This is a genomic window from 'Nostoc azollae' 0708 (assembly GCF_000196515.1).
Lineage (GTDB): Bacteria > Cyanobacteriota > Cyanobacteriia > Cyanobacteriales > Nostocaceae > Trichormus_B > Trichormus_B azollae.
Genome location: NC_014248.1, coordinates 5,125,330 through 5,146,544, shown reverse-complemented (window position 1 = coordinate 5,146,544; position 21,215 = coordinate 5,125,330). Strand labels below are relative to the sequence as shown.

The following is a 21,215-nucleotide window of genomic DNA, read 5'->3' as shown; positions in this document are numbered from 1 at the left end:
ATTTCTTCTTAAAACTATGGTAAGTGAAGTAAAACAAATCTCTGGTAACGCCCTTCCTCTCATTGGTAACGACATCGACACAGACAGAATTATACCCGCCCGCTACCTAAAAGCAGTCACCTTTGATGGCTTAGGAGAAGGCGTATTTATCGACGATAGAAAAGCTTTAAACGGTGAACACCCATTTGACCAAACCGAATATCAAGGGGCAAAAGTCTTAATAGTTAACCGTAACTTTGGCTGTGGTTCATCAAGAGAACATGCGCCCCAAGCCTTAGCCAAATGGGGAATAAAAGCTGTTATTGGTGAAAGTTTTGCGGAAATCTTCTTTGGTAACTGTGTCGCAATGGGGATACCATGCGTAACGGCACCAAGGGAAACAGTTAAACAGCTGCAAGACTTGGTAACAGCCAACCCTCAAGCATATATAACCATAGATGTGGAAAATCTACAAGTGCAAATTGGAGATTTTACCACCCCAGTCGTAATGAGTGAGGGAACAAGAACAGCTTTTCTTTCTGGAACTTGGGACGCTTGCGGACAGTTGGTAGCCAATGCAGAACAGGTAAAAGCAATAGCAGCGCAATTACCTTACATTGGTTGGGGTAAGTTAGCCGCTTAAATAAACAGGTTCTCCTCTTAGAGAAACTTCCCAGACAATATGACAATATTGTCTGGGAAGTTTCTCTAAGAGGATGTTTGAAAAGTTAGAAAAGGTATAATTTATAATTCTGAATGGAGCAAAGCGGAACGTATCCCTTTGGGACACTGCGTGAAGGCGAAGCGTGCCGGAGGCTCTAGAATCTAGGGTTTGAGCAATTAATCTGAGATGCTTGCTTCACTTCGCTGCGCTACCTACCCTGCGGTAACCAAGCTACAGCATGACTTTTCAAAAACCCTCTAAGAGAAGGGCGATCACTAACCAAAGACATTTTGTGATCTTTTAGATTGTGATTAGGTTGAACTTATTGAGTCAGAGATATCTTTAATGATTTAATTATTCTAAACGCATTGAGCCAGTAACTTTGCAATTAAAAGATCATCAGTATCATGGAAAATACCACAATGAGGCAAATCTTTTTCTCTCTAGCAAATTTGTGATGATATTTCTTCAAATATATATTGTTTAGATTGTTATCTATTGTTTAGATTGTTGTATGTTCAAAACAGGAAAATACCCATTAGGTTTACAATTAAAAGTTGTTTCTTCTTTCATATATCTTTTTGAGTTCTATGACATTTTCTAGTTCAGTTTCTTTCTGAAAAAAATCCAGCAAATAAAAAGACAACAATGCTTCTCCCTCTAGTCTTGGAAAAGCAGAACTTTGTGGCATTCTATTATCTAGACTTAGGGGTTTACAATAGCGGGTAATATTACCAATTTCGATTTCTGTTTTCGATTTCTGTCATTTTTATATTTCCTCATTTATATTTCTTAATGTAATGTATTTATATATAAATACATTACATTAAGAAATTTCATCATATCCATAATATACATAGAACCGTTCAAAATAATTCGTTTATCTATATCCCACCTTCGGCACCCTAACTGTACCCTAACTGTCACAGATAGTAGTACATATGAACTAAGGCTCCTGCAAGGAAGAAAAGGCTTAATGAGAATAGTATCATTAAAATGGCAATAGAGTGAGAGAATAAAGTTTTGTAAACAAGATAAAAGAAAAGAAAATTTAATGATTTAAAAATTAAATTAGAACAGAAGAAGAAATGATTTAATCACAACAGGAGTTGTGGATAATTCTGTTGTGAAATCAAAGCTTCAAAAAATGGAAATTCAAAACCTATACCATTGAGGCATAGTAGCAGGAATAATAGACGCCATAGGAGTAGTAGAAATAATCCTTGAAATTGGAGAGAACGTAAGTCCGGGTCATGTAGTAAAACCCATGATAATCAACGGGTTAGGATTTGTATAAAAACCCTTATATATGTTTCCCCAAGATTTTGAAACAATCCCCTGTGACCATCTAATAGGAGCAGGAGTAACACCAGAACATCTCAAGGACGATAAACTGGGGAGAGTCATGGATAAACTATTTATAAAAGGATTGGATAGAATATTTTTTGTTGTCGCCTTAAAAGCAGCCCCAAAATTTGGAGTATCCCTATGAGCAGGGCATCTAGACTCATCATAAATGCACATACATTGGCAATATAATACCAGCTTACCAGAAGTAATATTTGAGAGTCAAAAAGTAGGAAATAATCAAGAAATAGAAGAATTAGCAGTAAAATCACCAAAAGAAATAACCATCACCTACGGTTATTCTGGTGACCATAGACCGGAGTTAAAACAGTTCATCATAGAAATGATATGTTCATGAGATGGAGACATACCAATATATATTTTTAATACTAGCATCGGGAAACCAAGCAGATTCATCATGCTTTGCTAAAATAGCAGTAGAGTACCAAAAACAATTAAAATTTAACTAAAAGTTAACAGTCTCATAGTAGCAGACTGGGCCTTATATACAGAATCAAATCTGAAAATGATGTCATATTTAAGCTGGTTATATCCAGTGGCATTAAGCGTAGAATCAGCACAATCATTAATATCAACATTACCAGAACCAGAATTCGTTGATAGTAACTTACCCGGATATAAACTAGCTTCAAAAACAGTAAATTATCCAGGAATAGAACAAAGATGGTTAGTAGTGCAAAGTCAAGAAAGAAGAGAATCAGACCTGGGTAAACTCTCACAAGAAATTACCAAGGCACAATCAAAAGCTGTGCAAGATCTGAAAAAGTTATCACCAGAAAAATTTGCTTGTGAAGCTGATGCTATCAAGGGGTTATCTAAACTATTCAAACAATTCAAATATCACCAAATTAACCAGAGTAACGTTACTCAAATCAAATCTAAGAAAAAAGATAGTTCAGGAGAGATATCCTCTGAAATATCAGCTACATTCTCCCAGAATGAAAGTAAAATTAATACAGAATTTCTGAGGACAGGGCCTTTTATTATTGGTACAAACCTTTTGGATTCAAATGAACTTACCCATGACTCCATCTTGAGTGAATATAAAACTCAATAGTCTTGCCAGAGAGGGTTTGCTTTTCTCAAAGACCCATTATTTTTTGCAGACAGTATTTTCCTACAAAGTCCAGAGAGAATAGAGTCCCTGGGAATGGATTATGGGTTTATCTCTGCTGGTTTATACTTTAGATCAACGACAAATTACAACCCCTTTGAGAGAGTCTAAATCAACAGTAAAAAATCAATTGGGCAAACCAACTGACTGCCCCACTTTACGCTGGATTTTTCCATGCTTTCAGTCTATTCATTTAGTTACACTTAACCAAGAAAAACACATCTGTTACTGGACTCAAGAGAGAGATTTCATTGTGAATCTTTTACCAGAGCATTGTTTTCCCTACTATCAATTACTTACCTAATTTTCTTCTCTATTAATTTAATCTCCATGAGAAAATAACCTAATCTCTCTGATTTATAGCTCTATTTTACTATTTCCATAATTTCTTTTTTTACTTCAATCTATTAGTCTAAGTTATGATTTATCTCTTGAATATCTTCATTTATCTGTTGACTCCTCTGGGCGGTGTTCTTTCTTATTGCTCCTTATTGAGAATAGCTTTTGATGCTATTTTTGGTGCTTTACTGTTTCTCCAATGCCTTTTTTCACTGTATATGTTTCTTTTTATGCTCCCTTGGATTTTTTGTCTCCGTAATTTCTCTCTGTGGCACTTTATGGTGCCGAATATGGGCTATATGCGAACTGGGCTTAAAAATAACATACTCTAAAAAGTAATCTTTTTTAAACCGCACAGTTATTGAGTTGTTTCTATCTCTTTCCTATTCTAAATAAAAGAATCTACTTTCAGTTACTGTTAAACTACTAGGTTTAGAAATATTTCCAATGGTTTCAATAAATAAAAACATTCCTTTAAAAGATTCCAAAGAAATATGAGAATCTTCTTCTGAATCGCACAAATCTTTTAGTTCGCTAATCCGGTTTAAAAGATAATTATTTTTCAATTTAATAATATCAATACTATATTCTAGTATTTCTTCAAAGGTCAATAATTTATCTATTTCATGTATTTGAATTAATTTCTTGGTTTGTTTTTTGAGATTATAAGGGTTATATTCTTCAATTATGTTTATTGATTTGTTGGTTGTTAGTAAAATTTTATTTTCTTTATTTTCATTGAATACACGAAATCCAAAAAGATGTTTTTTTCTATAAAAAATCTTGGTTCTTCTGAAAACAAAGATGAAAAGAAAGAGGGACTGAGGTACTCTTGATATTGTTGACTACTGGGGGTTACTTCCATCTTACTCTTCCATTAATTTTTCAATCTCATCTGAAGTTGGGATCTTTTCATTTGTTTTTTCTTCAAATTCTTTCAAAGCTTTATCTAATGAGCTTACAAGTGATTTGGCAGTAATGTGAGAAGCATTGAGCACCGCTTCTGCTTTTCCATTGCGTCTTAATGAAATTAAAGTATCACTTTTAGATACTCCAATAGCAAACTCGTTGAAGTAAATACTATTTAATTCACCAGATTTGATTATCTATATCATACTTTGTTCTTGATTGTGTTTTTCTGAATCCACTACCTTGCCTCTTAGTGCTATTGCCAATATTATAGATTGATTCGAGGAAAACCCAGTTACTTTAATTTAATCTCACGCAAAAACCATAAAAACAACTTTGCGCCTTTGCGTCTTTGCGTGAAAATATCCTTCTACAGGCTTTGGAAATACTTATCTAAAGCCTCATGTACCAACTCAGTCATTGGCCGATCTTGCTTTTCTGCTGTTTCCTTAAGTTGCAGATAAACATCATCTCGCAAACTCACCCGATGACGAGATTTACCGCTACTGGTAGGTTCTCCCGGTGTGTAGTTAGCTGAAAATTCGCGGATAGCATCAAAACCTGTGCGATCACAAAAATCACCAAAACTCTCTTTACCCTTCCGCGACTTCTTAAACAAGACAAAAATTGGCTCTAAAAAGCTTTCTATGTCATTGTCGTGTAATTTTTCAATGATAGGTTGTGCTAACCGTGTTTGATCTGGTGAACCACCCAACCAAAGTTGATAAGATTCCGGCGCACTACCCACAAACCCTAATTCTGCCATATAGGGACGAGCGCAACCGTTAGGGCAACCAGTCATCCTTACTACAAAATGGTCTTTTTGTAAACCCAGTTTATCTAATAAAGCCCGGATTCTTTCTAAAATTCTAGGAATTGCCCTTTCTGATTCCGTAATCGCTAAACCACAAGTAGGTAAAGCGGGACAAGCCATAGCATAGCGGGTTAACGCTGCGATTTGCGTAGGGTCAACGATAATACCACACTTGTCGAGAATCTCTTGAATAGCTTCTTTATCTTCCGGTAGAATATCGTAAAAAATCAGGTTTTGGTTAGGTGTGAGGCGGATGGGTAAGTTAAATTGTTCAACAATTGACCGCAAAGCGGTTTTCAGTTGAAATTTACCTTCATCTTTTACCCGACCATTATCAATGGAAATCCCTATGAATAGTTTACCGTCGCCCTGTTCATTCCAGCCCAGGAAATCTTGATATTTGAACTTGGGTAATTCTTTAAACGGTTCGACAGATTTACCAAAGTATTCTTCGACTTTAGCGCGGAATTTATCTATACCCCAATCATTGATTAAATATTTTAATCTGGCGTGTCTTCGGTCTGTGCGATCACCATAATCTCTCTGAGTCGCAACAATCGCCTTAACGATATCATAAACATCATCTTTGACCACATAGCAAATTGGGTCAGCTAGTCGCGCAAAAGTTTCTTCTTTATTGTGGTTTCTTCCTAAACCACCACCCGCAAAAACATTAAAACCTTGGAGTTCCCCTTTCTTATTGGTCATTACGACCAAAGTCAAATCTTGGGAATACAAATCAACGGAATTATCACCAGGAACAGTCACGCAAATTTTAAATTTGCGGGGCATATAGTGAGTACCATAAATTGGTTCTACGGAATCATGAATAATAGTACCATTACCATTCTTTTCCCTAGCTGCTTTCACATCTGGATGCTCTTCCGCACTAATGGCTTTTTCCCCATCCAACCAAATCTCATAATAAGCACCAGTTTGGGGTGAGAGCAAATCAGCGAGATTTTGGGCATATTCCCAAGCATACAGATATTCTGGGCGATTTTTAAAAGGTACAGCGGGAGCCATAACGTTGCGGTTGATGTCACCACAAGCACCCAACGTTGAACCCAAGTTTCCAACAATTGTAGTGATCGTACTTTTCAGATTCTTTTTCAAAATCCCGTGAATCTGAAAACCCTGACGAGTTGTAGCTCTTAACGTATGATTACCATATTCATCCGCCAACTGATCCAAAGCCAAATAAAGCTGCGGTGGTACTAACCCACCAGGATTTTTTGTCCGCAGCATCATTTGGTAATCTTTCTCCTGTCCCTTAGCACGATTATCACGGTTATCCTGTTGATAAGACCCATGAAACTTCAGAATCTGCACCGCATCTTCACTAAAGTGGGTTGTATCCTGAAGAATTTCTGTTGCTACAGGTTCACGCAAAAAATTACTATTTTCTTTGATACCTTCAACTCTGGAAGGCTTGCGGTTGGTCAGAGAGGTAGGAGCAGTGTTAACCATTACAGTAGTATGTTTGTCAATAATGCACGAGTTAAAGCCAAATTTAGGAATTGAAAAATACCTTATTCAGCTGGTAAAACACCGAAAATCCGGTCGGGATTATGAAGAATAATTTAATCTTAACACGGTGAAATGCTGGCTTTATTAGTGATGTAACACTTAATAAAACCAGCATCAACAGTAAATAGGTGTAATTAAACACAACATATTTTTGCTTTCTCCTGTTGACCTAAGACTATGAACATAGTCTTAGGTCAACAGTATCTATAAACTTGAATTGCACCAACTTACTGAGGATATATATTCTATCAGACTAAGTTAGCAACTCAGCTAACTTTTTACCGAAAACGATAGCCGATACCACCATTGATGCTAACAGCAGAAGCATCACTATTTTGGTAAGCACCGAGTCCTACTTTAGCGTTAGTGTAGACTAGGAAATTTTTAGTAACTTCAGATTCCATCCCTGCACCTACAACTACAGCATCTCTGTTACCAATGGGAGTTGGTTTACCATCTGACTCTACAAAAGAATAGCCACCAGTGATAAAGGCATTTGTTTTATTAGCAATGGGTAAATCTACAGAAACTTCAGGAATGATCGCACTGGTTTCATCACTCCAAAGGACATTACCCCGTGCAGAAAAAGGAGTATTGCCCAATTTGACACGACCTGTAATACTTCCACCAAAGGTAGCCGCATCACCACTTTTTCCACCATTGGTAACACCAGCAGCTACACCAGCACCAATATAACTAGCATCTGTGCCTTTTTGTGTTTCAGCAGAAGCTCTACCAACAGACAGAAATGCAGGAATAATTACTAAGGAAGATAAAGCAGAAATTGTAACTAAAGACTTGAGAAAGCGTTTCATAATTTTCACCTAATTTTAGAAGTTTTACTGTTAAATTCTAGGTCGAATATCAGCTAAAAATGTTCCAGATGATTTTAAAATTTACTACAGTTATTGTTTGTTCCTATTGATGCAATCTATGGAAGATTAAGTGGGAGAAGTAAATTTTTGAATCATTTTGAATCAACAATTATAATTACACATCTAGAGCCTAGTATTCCAGATTCAGAGATTTACTAGCAATTTTCCTGGAAATTGAATCATGGTAACGACTGAAAACGTATTGTCGGGTTTAATCGGTGTATGTGTCGGAGATGCATTGGGTGTACCCGTGGAGTTTACAAGCCGTGCTGAACGCCTAAAATCTCCAGTCACATCAATGTTGGGTTATGGTACGTGGGATCAACCACCTGGAACTTGGTCAGATGACAGTTCACTAACTTTGTGTTTAGCAGAATGTCTTTATGAGGGATTTTCTCTCCATGCTATTATATATAGCCAAGTCCTTCTGGCGTTGGTACAAAGAAGGTTACTGGGGCGCTTACAGTGAAGTCTTCGATATTGGTGGCACTACAAGACAACCTGTTGTTAATTGCCATCAAGGTGTATCACCTCTAAAAGCAGGAGGTACTGGTGAAAATAGTAATGGCAATGGTTGTTTGATGCGGATTTTGCCAATGGCTTATTTTTATCAGACTTGGACTTTCCAGGAACTGATAGAACGAGTACATCAAGTTTCTTGCATTACTCACACCCATCTCAGTTCCCAAATGGCTCGTGGGATTTATATTAGTATTGCTGTGCAGTTATTGGCAGCACTGAAACCCAAACCCGCTTATTTGCAAGGCTTAGACAAGATTCAATCCCTTTATTCTAGTAGTGAATATGCTTTAGAGAAACCCCATTTTGATAGAGTTTTCAGTGATGAAATTGCCCGAATACCCATCGAAGAGATTAACTCTGGCGGTTATGTGATTGACACCCTGGAAGCATCTTTATGGTGTTTATTAAATAGCTCATCCTACGCCCAAGCTGTACTCATATCTGTCAACTTAGGGGGGATACGGATACTACTTACTGGGGCGGTAACTGGTGGTTTAGCGGGAATTCATTACCGTGTGGCAAATATTCCTACCGAATGGCTGGAGCAAATTGCCCGCAAATCGGACATTATAGACTTGGCAAATCGTGTCTCCCTAAGGCACTCTAAATCAGGGTGTAGGGAAAGGGGTGTTTCTGTCCTTCGTAACGGGTGTTTTACTACCTATTAGACTGCTCTGAGGAAGAATACTCACTCTATTTGCACTTGTTCATTGATCCATTGTTGCTAGCTAGGACTAGAGAGCAGAATCGGTAGAGCAATGATTTCTGGGAGTTGATAAGAATGGAGCTCTGTGATTTTGGCTTCTAAAGTTGAGAATAGCGCCAAATTTCTTTTCATCACCAACGGCCATTCATTCTCCTTGTGGATTTCTCCTTGCCATCTGTAAATAGAGTGGATAGGTGACAGACTGACCGCAGCCGCGAGTTTAGCTTTGACAACTGCTTGTAAGATCGCTTTAGCTTCCTGCTCAGAAGCAACTGTCACCAATACTACACCATAACCAGTTGGTTGCTGCATTTTTGCTAAACTAGAGACAAGGAGTAAACCTGGCCATCAATCAACAGTCGGGTAATGCCTTTGGCTTGTAGATGGGTACTAGCCTTATGCAGCATTCTACTGTCAGGAACTTTAATCACGCGATCGCGCTTAGTAGAGAAGCGTTTAGCAACTCGATGATTATCAAAAACTGGCAGAGTTTTCTGTTGAGTTTCGATAGTAGGAATCAGACCCAAATCCCCAAAATCCTTGAGTGGTCTGGTAATTAATTCCGCAGAACGGTCAATTACCAAATAGCAAGTTTTCGGCAAATGTGCCACAGACAAAGGTAAAACTTGAACAGCTACTTCCCCTGGTCTACGTTTTGTGACTAAGGGTTTGTGCTCCTCAAAGTCTTCATCCTCAAAGTCCTCATCATCTTCATACAAATCGTCATCTAAATCATCCAAATCATCAGACTCATCCAGCAAATCATCGTCGAATAAATCTCCAATAACGCTTGCCTCCGGCTCTTCATCCTCTAGAATTGTTCTAGGGATGCTGGGGAGTTCAGTCGGTCTATGTCTAACGATTTCTATTTCTTTAACTACTGGTAGTTTCAGTTTTTCCGTCCCTGGTTTTTCCGTCCCTGCTTTTTCCGTGGCTGAGGAGCGCGTTTTCACCCGTCTAATAGCCGGAATGGGTGGTGGAATCGTCTCAGACTTAGGAAGTTCTTCTATCGCTGGCTTCTCTGGTTCAAGATGAAGCAACTCTAAGCGGGGCCTATTACTGCTTAGAGTTGCTGTCTCTATCTGTGGTTGACTCAACAGAGGTAACTGCTCGTAACTTACCTGTGCTCTGCCTTCAGGGGTTCTAGCAGCACGTTTTAAAGAAACAAGGTATTCGTAATCTTCTTCAGGTAAGGTACTTTTGAGCAGTCTGCTAATTGTTGAGTTACTCACTCCATACCGTTCTGCCAAAGTCGAAGTAGTTTCGGCAGTCTCTCTATATAACTTGAGAATTTCTTGTTTGTCAGAATCTGTTAATTTTCTCACGGTAGACACCAAAATTTGCTAAGTTCGTTTGCGTCCACTTGTACGTCGCTTAAGGCTTAATGATGCTTCATATTCCAAAGTAGCGCCCATACCAAATAACACTCCACTAAATACCCAGAAAACTTCTAGTATGTCTCCACTTTGATAATCTGGAAGATAATTAGTGGCATATTTAAACCACATATCTGCAATGTATAGCGAAAATGCCGCTGCTGCAATCATTCTCCAGGAGAGAGAAACTTTTCCTCCCCAAAAAGCCAGCAACATAATAGTCGCAATAATTAATAGCAGTACATCACTAACTATATAGAACCAATTCAAAACAAAAGCAATTTGTTGATAAATAGGAGCAAGTCCCTCGGCCGGTCCCTTATTTGTCTGAGAAATCGACCAGGCTACAAAACTTCCTAACACTCCAATTGAGGCTACAATCAGCCACTGCAATTTTTCTAGATTGATGCGCCGTGAAAACAAAGCTAAAGCCATACCAGCGCCGAGAAATAAGTAAGTCAGTACAAAAAACACATCCCCTAGAGACACTTCTGGATCTTGCTTTAACACTACTTCTGTGTAGCCGAAAAATATGCCTCCAACGCAATAAGCAATCATACCCAAGCCGATCAAGAGCCAAACCTTTCGACTACTGACAATTTGAGTGCTGCGCCAGTTTCTTAAGCATAATACACCTGCACCCAAGTAAGCCAAAGCTTCAAAAATATTTGTTCCTAAGACGTACCAATTACCACGGATTTCTGTGTTATTTGACCCTGGTATTTTAGCGCTAAACAACAAAAAGTATAACAGAGCTAACACAGACCAGCTAATGCCAAGCAAGATGATGTTTGGAGTAGAGAAAATGGACTTTGAACGGTACGAATTGTCGTCAGATTTACTCATAGGTTTCAACTAGGTAAATGCACTTTAGCAATATTTTTGGCGGAATTGATTGTGTTACAGACAACAGTTGACTAGATAGAGCATAGGATTTTTCACCAAAACCACGACTAATGGATGGTTGGTGAGCAAATAATATCCATGCTACTGCCAAAGTTTACCTAGTGGAGATTGATTTAACCAACCGATAAATACTAATCGCTCTTCTTCTGGCATATCTTGTAATCGATCCTCTAATTGACGGGCAAAGTTGGTATCACCAAAATATGTTTTTCCTAGTCGATGTAGCTCTTCCAGGAGAATAATCACATGAGTTTCTTGCCAAGTAGGCAATTTGGGCATTTGTGAAGGCTCCACAGTTATCATAGATTTGGCTGACTCTAAAGAAGACGCTTGAGGAAATTGCTTTTGTTGTAATATCCCCGTTATCTCTTTTTCAAATAAACTAGCTTGCCGATTGCCTAATAAATCTTCAATGTCTAGATAAACGGCTTGCAGTAGTAGAATACTAGCCAACGTCAAAATTTCCGTGTTGCTATGCCTACCTGTGTCATTTTCTAGCTGTTCCAAGCGGATTTTACCCCAGACGCTATAACGTTCTGGTTCTTCTAGTAAGACACAGGCTTTACCACGATTGTCTGTGAGGGATCTCCACAAAGCTTTGGCTTCAACCTCTTGACTGGCTTTTAAAACACTTATCAGGCGAAAAGTTTGCCCCTGATAATGGAGGATCGGCACCTGCTGATCCCGCGTTGGGTGCTGAATTGTTGATATTTCAACATCCTGGCGTTTAAGAATAAACATGGCACTAGCAAATAACTCCTCACAGGGGCTGTTTTGACAAGGGATATGTCATGGACTTGGGCAAGATTGCCAAAAGTATAATTATTTATATTATGGTTATGGTGGGGTAAAATTAGGCAATTGCCAAATGCTTTACGAACTTATGCAGAAAATGGCATTAGTTGATATGAGCAAATTACCCCTTGACATCACAATATATCTGAAATCTGCCATTTGGTTAGTTTTTAGTGTACATCGACTGACTAACGACTAGGGAATTAGTGTTGATATTGGGAAATTTTTAATTTTATCTTGCTTGTTACTAGGAAAAAGAGATATCATGGTGTATGATGGCTTTTTGAGAAGCCAGATATTTGGTCTTGGGCGCGTAGCTCAGTGGATAGAGCAATTGCCTTCTAAGCAATCGGTCGCAGGTTCGAACCCTGCCGCGCTCGTTTTAATTTAAGATGTACCCTCAAAGCTCTTTAAGTAATGACATGGGCTAATGTAGGCTAAATTACAAAAGCTTTTCCTGGGAACTTTGTAATATACCGATATTACTTATAGATGTCGAGGTTAGCAAAAACGAAGCTGCTTTTTGGGCTATAACTTCAGAAAGCTTAACCTGATTGATAGTAACTAAACCTTCGTTGACGAATGAATCTCTCACTAAGGCTTTTTCTCCACTATTAAAAGAAGTTTCATAAAATACTTCTTTAATTCCAGCGGAGATAACTAACTTTAAACAAGATAAACAAGGTTCCAAGGTTACATATATACTAGCACCATATGTAGATATACCATAGTTTGCGGCTTGTGCGATCGCATTTGCTTCGGCGTGTACAGCCCTTGATGGTAAGGTCTTACTTGCATCACAACTAGTTAGCCCTGGATAGCAATATCCTTGAGATGTACAATGGGCTGAACCAGATGGTGAACCATTATAACCTGTGGCTACGACTTGCTTATTTTTAACAATTACAGCACCCACTGGAAAAGCTATACAAGTTGAGCGAGTCGCTGCTAGTTTAGCCAACATGAGAAAGTATTCATCCCAAGTTGGTCTTTGATGGTATTCGTTAGATGAGTCAATATCCTGCATAGTTTGTTAATTTTAAACTTTATTCTACTGCTGTAGTGACAACAAAAATCCTAGACGCTATTTTTGCCACTTTAATAGATTCCACTTTAATAAAACGGGTTTCAATTGATTTAAAGCATCTTCACAGTCATTAAATTGAATCTCAGTAATCACAGTGGGAATACCACGAGGAAATCTTGATATCCTTTTACTTCTTTCGTACATAATAATAGGAATTTTGTTATTTTCTGCATAAGCTAATTCCATTCCTACACCGAAAGAAAGGAAACCAAGATAAGCAATAATCAAGTCTGATCTGATATGCTGACCTGATGCTTATATTGCTCGAAAACTTCACGAGGAGTAATATCAGGATTATTTACTGGATCAGTGTGTAAATATGGTTCATAAGCTTGAAGAAAATTTCTTCACAAACCAAGCCTATTTTCTCATAAAATGCTTTAGTTTCTGCTGGATTTTTCACATCAATCCGCGCACCGGACACATACACTTTGTACATTTCTACTACTTACCTTTTAGCACAAAAACAGACAACTAAGTTTTATCACAAAAATCAGTGATTCAAATTATCAATATCTTTCTGCAAAACATAGAGGTTATTATTTTTATTTGCGTGTGGCTGAATTAACTATTGGATGAATTTGTGTTTTTATCTGTCTAAGAAACATATTTAAGTTGGAGGTATATGAAGATGAAGGTTTAAATAGGGCAATAGCTGAAATAATTACTGCTAATCAGGCTGCAATTGCACTTAGTGCTGTCCATCTTACCTGCTCATCTGAACCTAAAAAACTAAGCAATGTATCTTGAATACCTACTTTAAGTTTTTTCTTCTGATTCCAGCATCAGTTTATTTAGGAGTCCAGTATTATTTCTAATCCAACTATTTTCTCTGTGACTAAAATAATCATCAATTTCATTACGATGACGCTGTCCACGAAGTACATCTAGTGTTGCGGGATTATCCGAATTGGGTTCAGTTAAGGTTTTAGGACTTAATTTTTCAATTGCCTATTTGGCAATTGGGCTTTGAACATCTCTTACATTAACTCTAATGGCTTCCTCTGAAAAATTATGAATGGCTATACAAGGAACACCTGACCAGTTAGGATTTACTCTTGTACCAATATGTCCTAAACCAACTGAAACTCTATCAACCACAGAATAAAGTGGACCTCAAAATAGATTACTAAGCCAGAGAGATTCATCAGTCCATACTAGAGTAGTATCTTTTGGGGGTATGTAGAAAAACTTCTGTTCTTGATTAGGGTTATCTTGCTTTGCTTCTTTATCTATTGGTAAGCATTTTTTTAGTCCAATTGCATAAGCATACTCACTAGCCGTTAGACATAAATCAGAGGCTTTAATGCTAGCTGGTTTAAGAGGATGAAAAACTCTTCCTTTACCAAGCTCCCTAATAATATCCCGATCACTCAAAACTGACATGAAATACTCCCTGGGCTTTAGATATCATTAGAATTTTGTACAACCATTCGCAACAAGGTTGCTTGTTACCAGTTACTTATCTTGAATATATGACTTGTCAAGTTTAATACAGTCTGCCGCTTTTTGCAATTCCAAACCTAAATATGCAGCATGATCTGGACGTATTGCAGGGGAAGCAGCACAAATTTCTCTGACTAATTTTAGAGCATTTTTACCATAGTAGCAACCGACAATCTCCCCACTACCGGGGGTTGTATGTGTGACAACAATTTGACCATCTGCAATTTCAATTAAAAAGTTTCCTGTGGGATCATAGTAATCTATGTTCCTGCAAATAGCCACATATTGTTCTTGAATCAGTTGTTCTGCATTGCTCCAAGTATCATCATATATATGAGCTGACTGACTCAGAGTTATTAGTGGTCCCATTTTCAAATCATATTCAGAACGTTTAGCAATTTCATCTCTAATATGTTTTTGCAAAGCTCTTAATCCCATTGCATTTGCAGGCCAAGCGGCAAACATATCATTACTTCTGAGAGTCGCAGTTAGTGATAATTCATTATCAACAATTCTCAGCCAAATATGATTCAAACAAGGACTGCCACCTTGATCATGATCTTTTACATCCCATAATGTCATGACTGCACTAGCCGCATCAATTTCTCCAACTAATTTATTAACCACCTGCTCAATTTGATCTCGTCCAAACCAAGAACGCAAACGTTGACCATAGGTATATTTCACTCCTTCACGATTAGGTGAATCATCTAAAATTTGAGAAATATATTGTTCTAGAAAGCTTCTATGAATTGGTAAATAATTTGGTTCAGGAAAATAAAAATCAGCAGGTTCATCGGTGATAACTGCTATCATATCTATTAATTCTTGCCATTTGCCATCATAGCCAGTTGGTCTTATTGTGCCTGTGGTTTTAATGCGATGAATAATTTTTACCCAAGTTTCAGCTATGGTTTTACCTTCTATGCGATGTCCATAACGTGAACCAGGTAAAACTGTGGGTTCAACGGTAGACATGGGAAATTCTAATGGAAATCCCCAAGGCTCAATTATTTCTCTTTGAGAGTACTTTTTAACTAAATTAACTGCTTGTGTAATTGATTTAGCTTCTTGAACTTCTATTGAATGTCTGAGTTTTCCTAAGGAATTAATATCAATATCAATTTCAATATAACCAGGAATGGCAGAAAGAATTTTCCAGGATTTACGTCCGGTGTCACTTAAACTTTCTTCAACACCATTGTGAAAAAAGTCGAGTAAGCATTGAGAAGCACCTGCGTTTTTATCTTCTTTGGTGGCGTTAAGAATTACTAAATAACGAACATGGGGATTTAATAATAAATTACGGATGAGTAAATTTATCCCTCTGGTGGGAGAGTACAACTGACCGATAACGGCGTAATCTGAGGGTTGCAGGTGTTTAGTGATCGCTTGCTTGACTGTCCACCCTGTAATTACTGCTGTTTGCCCATTTCCATAAATCAACTGGTTAGGCTTATGTTGGGCTGTGTAACGAAATTGAGTTGTTTGACCTGTGTGTGTCATCTTTAGCTAAAGGTAAAATCTTCTTAAGATAACATTACTCTGATAGATCAATGTTTTTACTTTCACAAATCTTAACTTTTATTTAGCAATTTAGATTCTATCTAAAGATTTACGCAAGTGTCACACTCAAGTTGCTTGTAGGGTACGTCAGATGTAGAAAATCTGTTGATACTAAGCAATTCCTAGGTCTGACCCACCTTAGTAATATGCCATTTGCGTCAGACCTGGATCTCAATACCATCTTTAATGTAAGTTGTTATACTGCAAACGGGTGAAACTTGGTGGTAGCTGAAAATACTTGTAAAGTATTGATTTAATTGTTATATTTCTTTACATAGGCAAAATTATGGAAATAAAATCATGCGTGGAAGCGGTTCTATGATAGACGACCAAGGTAAAAGGAACAGCTTTGCAGTTGAGCCAAAGATATATGTAGACGAACAAGGCGATCACACAGGATTCACAACCTATGCAGAACTACTTAACGGTCGGCTAGCAATGATTGGATTTGTATCTTTGATAGGATTAGAAGTATTGACAGGACACGGTGCTTTAGGTCTTTTAGCAAGACTTTAAAAATCATTAAAAATTGCGTTATATAAAGTTGTATAAACCAGAGAGATGGGAATTTTTCCGTCTTTAATTTTGGGAACTTTTGAGGGAATTCAATGCTATACTATAAGTAGTAAGTACAGGGGGGAATCTATGGTTTTAACTGCTTCAACGATGTTATCTCTAGGTACTAAGGCACCAGATTTTTATCTACCAGAAGTTGGATCTGGAGAAATAATTTCGCTAGCTAATTTTGCAAATAAAAAAGCACTGTTAGTGATGTTTATTTGTCGGCACTGTCCATTTGTAAACCATATTCAAACAGAATTAGCACAATTAGGAAAGGATTACTTCAACACCGATTTAGGGATTATAGGTATTAGTGCTAATGATGCTAAAAATTATCCAAATGATGCACCGGAATCATTGAAAGAAATGTCCACTGAGTTGGAATTTAAGTTTCCTTTGTGCTACGACGAAACCCAAGCAATAGCGAAAGCTTACACAGCAGCTTGCACACCGGATTTTTTTCTATTTGATCAGGAAAGAAGACTAGTTTATCGCGGAGAATTAGATGATAGCCGCCCCAGTAACAACAAACCCGTAACAGGTGCAGATTTGCGAGCAGCGATTGAAGCTGTGTTGGCTGATCAAGCCATTACAAATGAACAACAACCGAGTATTGGTTGCAACATTAAATGGAAATCAGGAAACGAACCTAATTATCAGTAAGGAATAGGTTGTAGGGAGCAGTAGGGGAAAATAACAACTGATAACTGATAACTGATAACTGATGTTCAATGATCAATTTCCAAATTGAGGATATAGCGTCCTAGTTGGATTTTCTCTGACCACAATTCATACTCAAGCCGTAAATTTTCTGGTATAATTCTTCCGGTGATGTCTAGAGTATTCGTAAAATTACGTAAACGAATTGGTTTCTGCGGTTGTAAAGACTCATTGGGCAACCAATAACGACTAATGCCATAAACACCTTTTTCCCAGAAATGTCGGTAACTTACTTGAGTGTTACCTTGCATAGTCATAATTACTCGGTAAGGTGAAATCTCCAACCACAAAATTCTGGGACTGGTGGGAGTGTCAAAATTTTTTTGAGTTTGAGGAAGGGGATCTTCTGGACTGAGTAAACTTCCTACTTCACAACTAATTAGAGGTGGTGCAGTCAATAGTAAATGAAATCGCTCAGTATCTTTTTGATACAATGTCCCGGCAGTTTCAACTACAGACCAGACTGGCAAGTCAGTGGAAATAATGGATAAACAAACAGGTTTGCGGTGATGGGTGAGCATGAGAGCAATAAGTGTGAGAAGCCGTTGAATAAAATCAAATGAACATTAGGTGAGCTAAAAAGTTAGTTTAAACAACTAAATAGTAAAACCTGCTTAATATTAACCGAATCTAGTAATTTGTTAATCTGGACAAGTCAATATGCAAAAAGGTGTAAATTAAAGCTAAACAATAAAAATGATGCTTTTTTTAGAGATAATTAGTCGATAAATCAAGGTTGTGAATATTTTTCTCAAGACTCTCAGAATATAGCCAGAACTTAAGGAGAGCAAAAATTCATGGTTGAGGCACGAAAAGCGATAGGATACTAGGAAGGAATTCACCAGTGGCAGCTTAAGAAGTCACTGAGAGATTTCAAATCTATTCAAAAGCCAGTGTATCCTAATGTCGGCTGCTGTTATAATTTTAGAAACTCAAGAAAACGCTTCTCATAACTTAATTATTCAGCGACCCCCTGCTGGTCTGTCTCTACAGGGTCGCATCAGAGTTCCTGGGGATAAATCTATTTCCCATCGGGCTTTGATGTTGGCTGCGATCGCTGAAGGTGAAACTCAGATTCAAGGACTGCTTTTAGGTGAAGACCCCCGCAGCACTGCTAACTGTTTCCGGGTGCTTGGTGCGGAAATTTCTGAATTAAATACGGAATTTGTGCGGGTAAAAGGGATTGGACTGGGGAATTTTCAAGAACCTTTTAATGTGTTGAACGCAGGTAACTCTGGTACAACCATCAGATTGATGTTAGGCCTTTTAGCTTCCCATCCAGGGCGATTCTTTACAGTTACAGGTGATGATTCGTTGCGAGCGCGTCCTATGTCCCGTGTTGTCAAACCTTTACAACAAATGGCAGCAGAAATTTGGGGACGCAAAGGTAACTCGTTAGCACCCTTAGCAATTCAAGGACAAGCCCTCAAACCTATTCATTATCATTCTCCTATCGCTTCGGCGCAAGTGAAATCCTGTATTTTGCTTGCAGGTTTAAACACCGAAGGTCAAACTACCTTCACCGAACCCGCTTTATCAAGGGATCACAGTGAACGGATGTTACGAGCTTTTGGGGCAGAATTGAGTATAGACCCAGAAACCAATAGTGTTACCGTGACTGGTAATGCTAAACTCTACGGTCAAAAAGTGATTGTTCCCGGAGATATTAGTTCAGCCGCTTTTTGGTTAGTTGCAGGGGCTATTGTTCCCGGTTCTGATTTGGTTGTGGAAAATGTCGGTGTGAATCCCACCCGCACCGGAGTTTTAGAAGCTTTATCAATGATGGGAGCAGATATTGAACTGGAAAATCAGCGAGAAGTTGCTGGGGAACCGGTCGCAGATTTGCGGGTGTGTTCTAGTCAGTTAAAAAGTTGTACCATTGCAGGGGATATTATACCCAGATTAATTGATGAAATTCCCATTTTGGCGGTAGCTGCGGCTTTTGCCCAAGGGACAACCATTATTCGAGATGCAGCAGAGTTGCGAGTCAAAGAGAGCGATCGCATTACTGTGATGGCACAACAACTCAATCAAATGGGAGCAAAAGTGACGCAATTACCTGATGGAATGGAGATTACTGGTGGTACTCCTTTGATGGGTGCTGAGGTAGACAGTTATACAGATCATCGGATAGCTATGAGTTTAGCGATCGCTGCTCTTAATGCTAGTGGAACTACTACTATTCACCGTGCAGAAGCAGCAGCTATTTCTTATCCCAATTTTACCAACACTTTAGTAGAAGTTTGTCGTTAAAGGTGATCGAAGAGGCTCTTGTGCAGAGAGCTTTCTAGGAGGGGGGATTTTAAACTCCCCTATGCCACTCATGATTGCAAGCCACCACTGAATTAGGGCTTGCTGATAGCGTAGCGTGGCGTTAAGGCATATAAATGGAAAACCTGGATAAATCAATAGTTGAAGGGCTATTTAAGGTTGATAAGATACAGGAAATCCGCCTTGATACTATGAAAACTCAAACACTTTTTCAGATTCTATATGATTCTAAATCCTCCTGTTCTTCCTTCTTCCTTCTTCCTTCTGACTCCTAATCGCCACTAAGAACTTTTTCAGCACGCCCCAATGATCTTGAATTTTTAATTTTTAATTCCCCGACAAAGCTCACAGGGGATTTTTGATTTTCCCCTGTTTCCTTATATATTATAATTTTCTGTTTCTGGATGCAAAATACTGCCGATATAATTCACAGCTTGGTATTACTTTATCTTTTAACTGTTTAATCAACCCCATAGTACTCAGTATATAAATCATGATCGAATCTAATGATTTTAGTTCTTGAGCATTGATGACACTATCTAACGCTTTTGCTAATTCAGCGTCTTCTTACAATGTTGCTTGATGACATTGCAAATGAGAAGAATAAATTCCACTCGATGTAGCTACTGTATTCAGAAATTGAGCAAAGTTAATTTGCCCACGACTAAGATGATAAATAGCCGTATGTGTTAACGCTGGATGTCCTTCCAGCATCGCCATCAATTCTCCAGCTTCCTGGTAATCAGTCCATTTGAGTCCATAGCGTTGAGCTAACTGCTGTGCCTGCTCTAGATTAAAACTGCTTAACTCTATTGGCAATCCTACATTAAATGGCGATTGTTTTAATTGAAGAGGGACATAAATTTTAGTTCAGTGGACTATAATCGACCTTAACTTTTGCCAAATTCGTTCTCTCTTACCTTCTTCATACCAAGAACGAAACAAAGGTAAAACATCTTTTGCCACATGAGGATGTTCAAAAATATAATTGACTTCATCGAACGCTAAAACTAGTGGAGTATCAATTTGCTTTAAGATATGGTTGCAAAAATAAGGAGAACAACTAATTTTGCTGCCGATATCTTCATCCCAATAGTCTTCTAACTTTGATTCAAACTGAAGTTCACGAGTAATATTTGCACACAGCCAGCGCAAAAAGCGATTCAAATCGTCCAAAATTACGTCATCAATTTGTTCTAAATTTAAGCTAACAGTACGGTAGCCTTGGTGAGTGAAATAATTTAAAATTCTCAGTAGTAAAGAGGTTTTACCCATTTCCCTAGATGCTTTAGTTCGCACTAAAGACCCGGCTTTTTTAATTTCTTCATAAACTTGTATTTCCACCGTAGTTCGTTCAATGTAGAAAGGAGAATCGAGAGGAACTGCACCGCTTGGATAACAGGGAGAATTGAGGTAACTGTCCATATTTTCTATAGCCCCAGGAGGATAGGGGCTAATATGGGATGAAGATAGGGTTGCTGAGATGTCTTTGAGCCTATTTAACTCCGAATTAGTGGTAACTATCTGGTAATTAGACATTTGCCTTGTCAAATTGTCATTTACCCAATCTAAACTAAAGACTTTCCCATAGATTGGGTTCTTAACCGTTAAACTTCCTTGGTGTTGTGCCACAAGTCCCGACAAACGCAATTCTAGGTACTCAGGGG

19 protein-coding genes, 1 tRNA gene and 3 pseudogenes are annotated in these 21,215 nt (G+C 38.1%); 8 read left to right on the top strand and 15 right to left on the bottom strand.

The annotated features are described in order from the left end of the window. The first annotated feature begins 16 nt into the window (after positions 1-16). Positions 17-622 carry a 3-isopropylmalate dehydratase small subunit gene (gene leuD, locus AAZO_RS23925; RefSeq protein ID WP_013193145.1) on the top strand — a complete coding sequence of 202 codons (606 nt, stop codon included), beginning with the start codon at positions 17-19 and terminating at the stop codon, positions 620-622. A gap of 571 nt (positions 623-1,193) precedes the next feature. On the opposite strand, the gene AAZO_RS35900 is transcribed toward leuD, so the two are convergent. Beyond that, positions 1,194-1,334, bottom strand: a complete 141-nt coding sequence (locus AAZO_RS35900; protein ID WP_013193144.1) for a hypothetical protein — start codon at positions 1,332-1,334, stop codon at positions 1,194-1,196. 486 nt (positions 1,335-1,820) lie between these two features. On the opposite strand from AAZO_RS35900, the pseudogene AAZO_RS44340 reads away from it, so the two are divergent. Together AAZO_RS44340 and AAZO_RS44335 are read left to right on the top strand one after the other, a co-directional pair. Further along, positions 1,821-3,429 (top strand): annotated as a pseudogene (locus AAZO_RS44340) (IS1634 family transposase). Between the two features lie 115 nt (positions 3,430-3,544). After that, complete coding sequence (locus tag AAZO_RS44335; protein WP_013193143.1) at positions 3,545-3,796, top strand: hypothetical protein; 252 nt, start codon at positions 3,545-3,547, stop codon at positions 3,794-3,796. A 51-nt stretch (positions 3,797-3,847) separates the two neighbouring features. Here the strand turns inward: AAZO_RS44335 and AAZO_RS23915 are convergent, their stop codons facing one another. The 4 genes from AAZO_RS23915 to AAZO_RS23905 all read right to left on the bottom strand — a co-directional run bounded on the left by AAZO_RS23915 (position 3,848) and on the right by AAZO_RS23905 (position 7,532). Then, positions 3,848-4,075 (bottom strand): hypothetical protein, encoded by a 228-nt coding sequence (locus tag AAZO_RS23915; protein WP_013193142.1) that lies wholly within the window; start codon positions 4,073-4,075, stop codon positions 3,848-3,850. Positions 4,076-4,330: 255 nt separating this feature from the next. Next, on the bottom strand, positions 4,331-4,462 hold the full coding sequence (locus tag AAZO_RS41855) for a hypothetical protein (RefSeq protein WP_266887122.1): 132 nt from the start codon (positions 4,460-4,462) through the stop codon (positions 4,331-4,333). A 281-nt stretch (positions 4,463-4,743) separates the two neighbouring features. After that, positions 4,744-6,657 carry a sulfite reductase, ferredoxin dependent gene (gene sir, locus AAZO_RS23910; protein WP_013193141.1) on the bottom strand — a complete coding sequence of 638 codons (1,914 nt, stop codon included), beginning with the start codon at positions 6,655-6,657 and terminating at the stop codon, positions 4,744-4,746. 338 nt (positions 6,658-6,995) lie between these two features. Then, positions 6,996-7,532, bottom strand: a complete 537-nt coding sequence (locus AAZO_RS23905) for an autotransporter outer membrane beta-barrel domain-containing protein (protein WP_013193140.1) — start codon at positions 7,530-7,532, stop codon at positions 6,996-6,998. 241 nt (positions 7,533-7,773) lie between these two features. Here AAZO_RS23905 and AAZO_RS23900 point away from each other — a divergent pair. Then, positions 7,774-8,782 (top strand): annotated as a pseudogene (locus tag AAZO_RS23900) (ADP-ribosylglycohydrolase family protein). Between the two features lie 56 nt (positions 8,783-8,838). Here AAZO_RS23900 and cutA read toward each other — a convergent pair. The 4 genes from cutA to AAZO_RS23880 form a co-directional block, all read right to left on the bottom strand. Further along, positions 8,839-9,132, bottom strand: coding sequence for a divalent-cation tolerance protein CutA (gene cutA / locus AAZO_RS23895; RefSeq protein ID WP_013193139.1), 294 nt, complete (start codon positions 9,130-9,132; stop codon positions 8,839-8,841). 5 nt (positions 9,133-9,137) lie between these two features. Next, positions 9,138-10,145, bottom strand: a complete 1,008-nt coding sequence (locus AAZO_RS23890; RefSeq protein ID WP_041642046.1) for a transposase — start codon at positions 10,143-10,145, stop codon at positions 9,138-9,140. A gap of 18 nt (positions 10,146-10,163) precedes the next feature. After that, positions 10,164-11,042 carry a hypothetical protein gene (locus AAZO_RS23885; protein ID WP_013193137.1) on the bottom strand — a complete coding sequence of 293 codons (879 nt, stop codon included), beginning with the start codon at positions 11,040-11,042 and terminating at the stop codon, positions 10,164-10,166. A 141-nt stretch (positions 11,043-11,183) separates the two neighbouring features. Continuing rightward, positions 11,184-11,843 (bottom strand): Npun_F0813 family protein, encoded by a 660-nt coding sequence (locus AAZO_RS23880; protein ID WP_013193136.1) that lies wholly within the window; start codon positions 11,841-11,843, stop codon positions 11,184-11,186. 361 nt (positions 11,844-12,204) lie between these two features. Here AAZO_RS23880 and AAZO_RS23875 point away from each other — a divergent pair. Next, a tRNA-Arg gene (locus AAZO_RS23875) sits at positions 12,205-12,277 on the top strand. 62 nt (positions 12,278-12,339) lie between these two features. On the opposite strand, the gene AAZO_RS23870 is transcribed toward AAZO_RS23875, so the two are convergent. The 4 genes from AAZO_RS23870 to AAZO_RS23855 form a co-directional block, all read right to left on the bottom strand. Further along, positions 12,340-12,924: a deoxycytidylate deaminase gene (locus AAZO_RS23870; protein WP_013193134.1), complete on the bottom strand. Its 585-nt coding sequence runs from the start codon at positions 12,922-12,924 to the stop codon at positions 12,340-12,342. Between the two features lie 57 nt (positions 12,925-12,981). After that, positions 12,982-13,212 (bottom strand): hypothetical protein, encoded by a 231-nt coding sequence (locus AAZO_RS40165; protein WP_228371394.1) that lies wholly within the window; start codon positions 13,210-13,212, stop codon positions 12,982-12,984. Between the two features lie 888 nt (positions 13,213-14,100). Continuing rightward, positions 14,101-14,370, bottom strand: a complete 270-nt coding sequence (locus AAZO_RS23860; protein WP_041642040.1) for a hypothetical protein — start codon at positions 14,368-14,370, stop codon at positions 14,101-14,103. 72 nt (positions 14,371-14,442) lie between these two features. Beyond that, the gene (locus tag AAZO_RS23855; protein ID WP_013193133.1) at positions 14,443-15,936 is read right to left on the bottom strand and encodes a thymidylate synthase; all 1,494 of its coding nucleotides are present in this window, start codon (positions 15,934-15,936) and stop codon (positions 14,443-14,445) included. A gap of 360 nt (positions 15,937-16,296) precedes the next feature. Between AAZO_RS23855 and AAZO_RS23850 the strand changes: the two genes are divergently transcribed. Together AAZO_RS23850 and AAZO_RS23845 are read left to right on the top strand one after the other, a co-directional pair. Then, positions 16,297-16,512 (top strand): chlorophyll a/b-binding protein, encoded by a 216-nt coding sequence (locus AAZO_RS23850; RefSeq protein WP_013193132.1) that lies wholly within the window; start codon positions 16,297-16,299, stop codon positions 16,510-16,512. Positions 16,513-16,641: 129 nt separating this feature from the next. Continuing rightward, a complete protein-coding gene (locus AAZO_RS23845; protein ID WP_013193131.1) occupies positions 16,642-17,220 on the top strand; it encodes a thioredoxin family protein in 579 nt (192 codons plus the stop codon). Positions 17,221-17,285: 65 nt separating this feature from the next. On the opposite strand, the gene AAZO_RS23840 is transcribed toward AAZO_RS23845, so the two are convergent. After that, entirely contained in the window at positions 17,286-17,798 is a 513-nt protein-coding gene (locus AAZO_RS23840; protein ID WP_013193130.1) for a hypothetical protein, read from the bottom strand. Between the two features lie 382 nt (positions 17,799-18,180). Here AAZO_RS23840 and aroA point away from each other — a divergent pair, with 382 nt between their 5' ends. Further along, positions 18,181-19,530 (top strand): 3-phosphoshikimate 1-carboxyvinyltransferase, encoded by a 1,350-nt coding sequence (gene aroA / locus AAZO_RS23835; RefSeq protein ID WP_013193129.1) that lies wholly within the window; start codon positions 18,181-18,183, stop codon positions 19,528-19,530. Between the two features lie 402 nt (positions 19,531-19,932). Here aroA and AAZO_RS23830 read toward each other — a convergent pair. Further along, positions 19,933-20,973 (bottom strand): annotated as a pseudogene (locus AAZO_RS23830) (AAA-like domain-containing protein). Positions 20,974-21,215 lie beyond the last annotated feature (242 nt).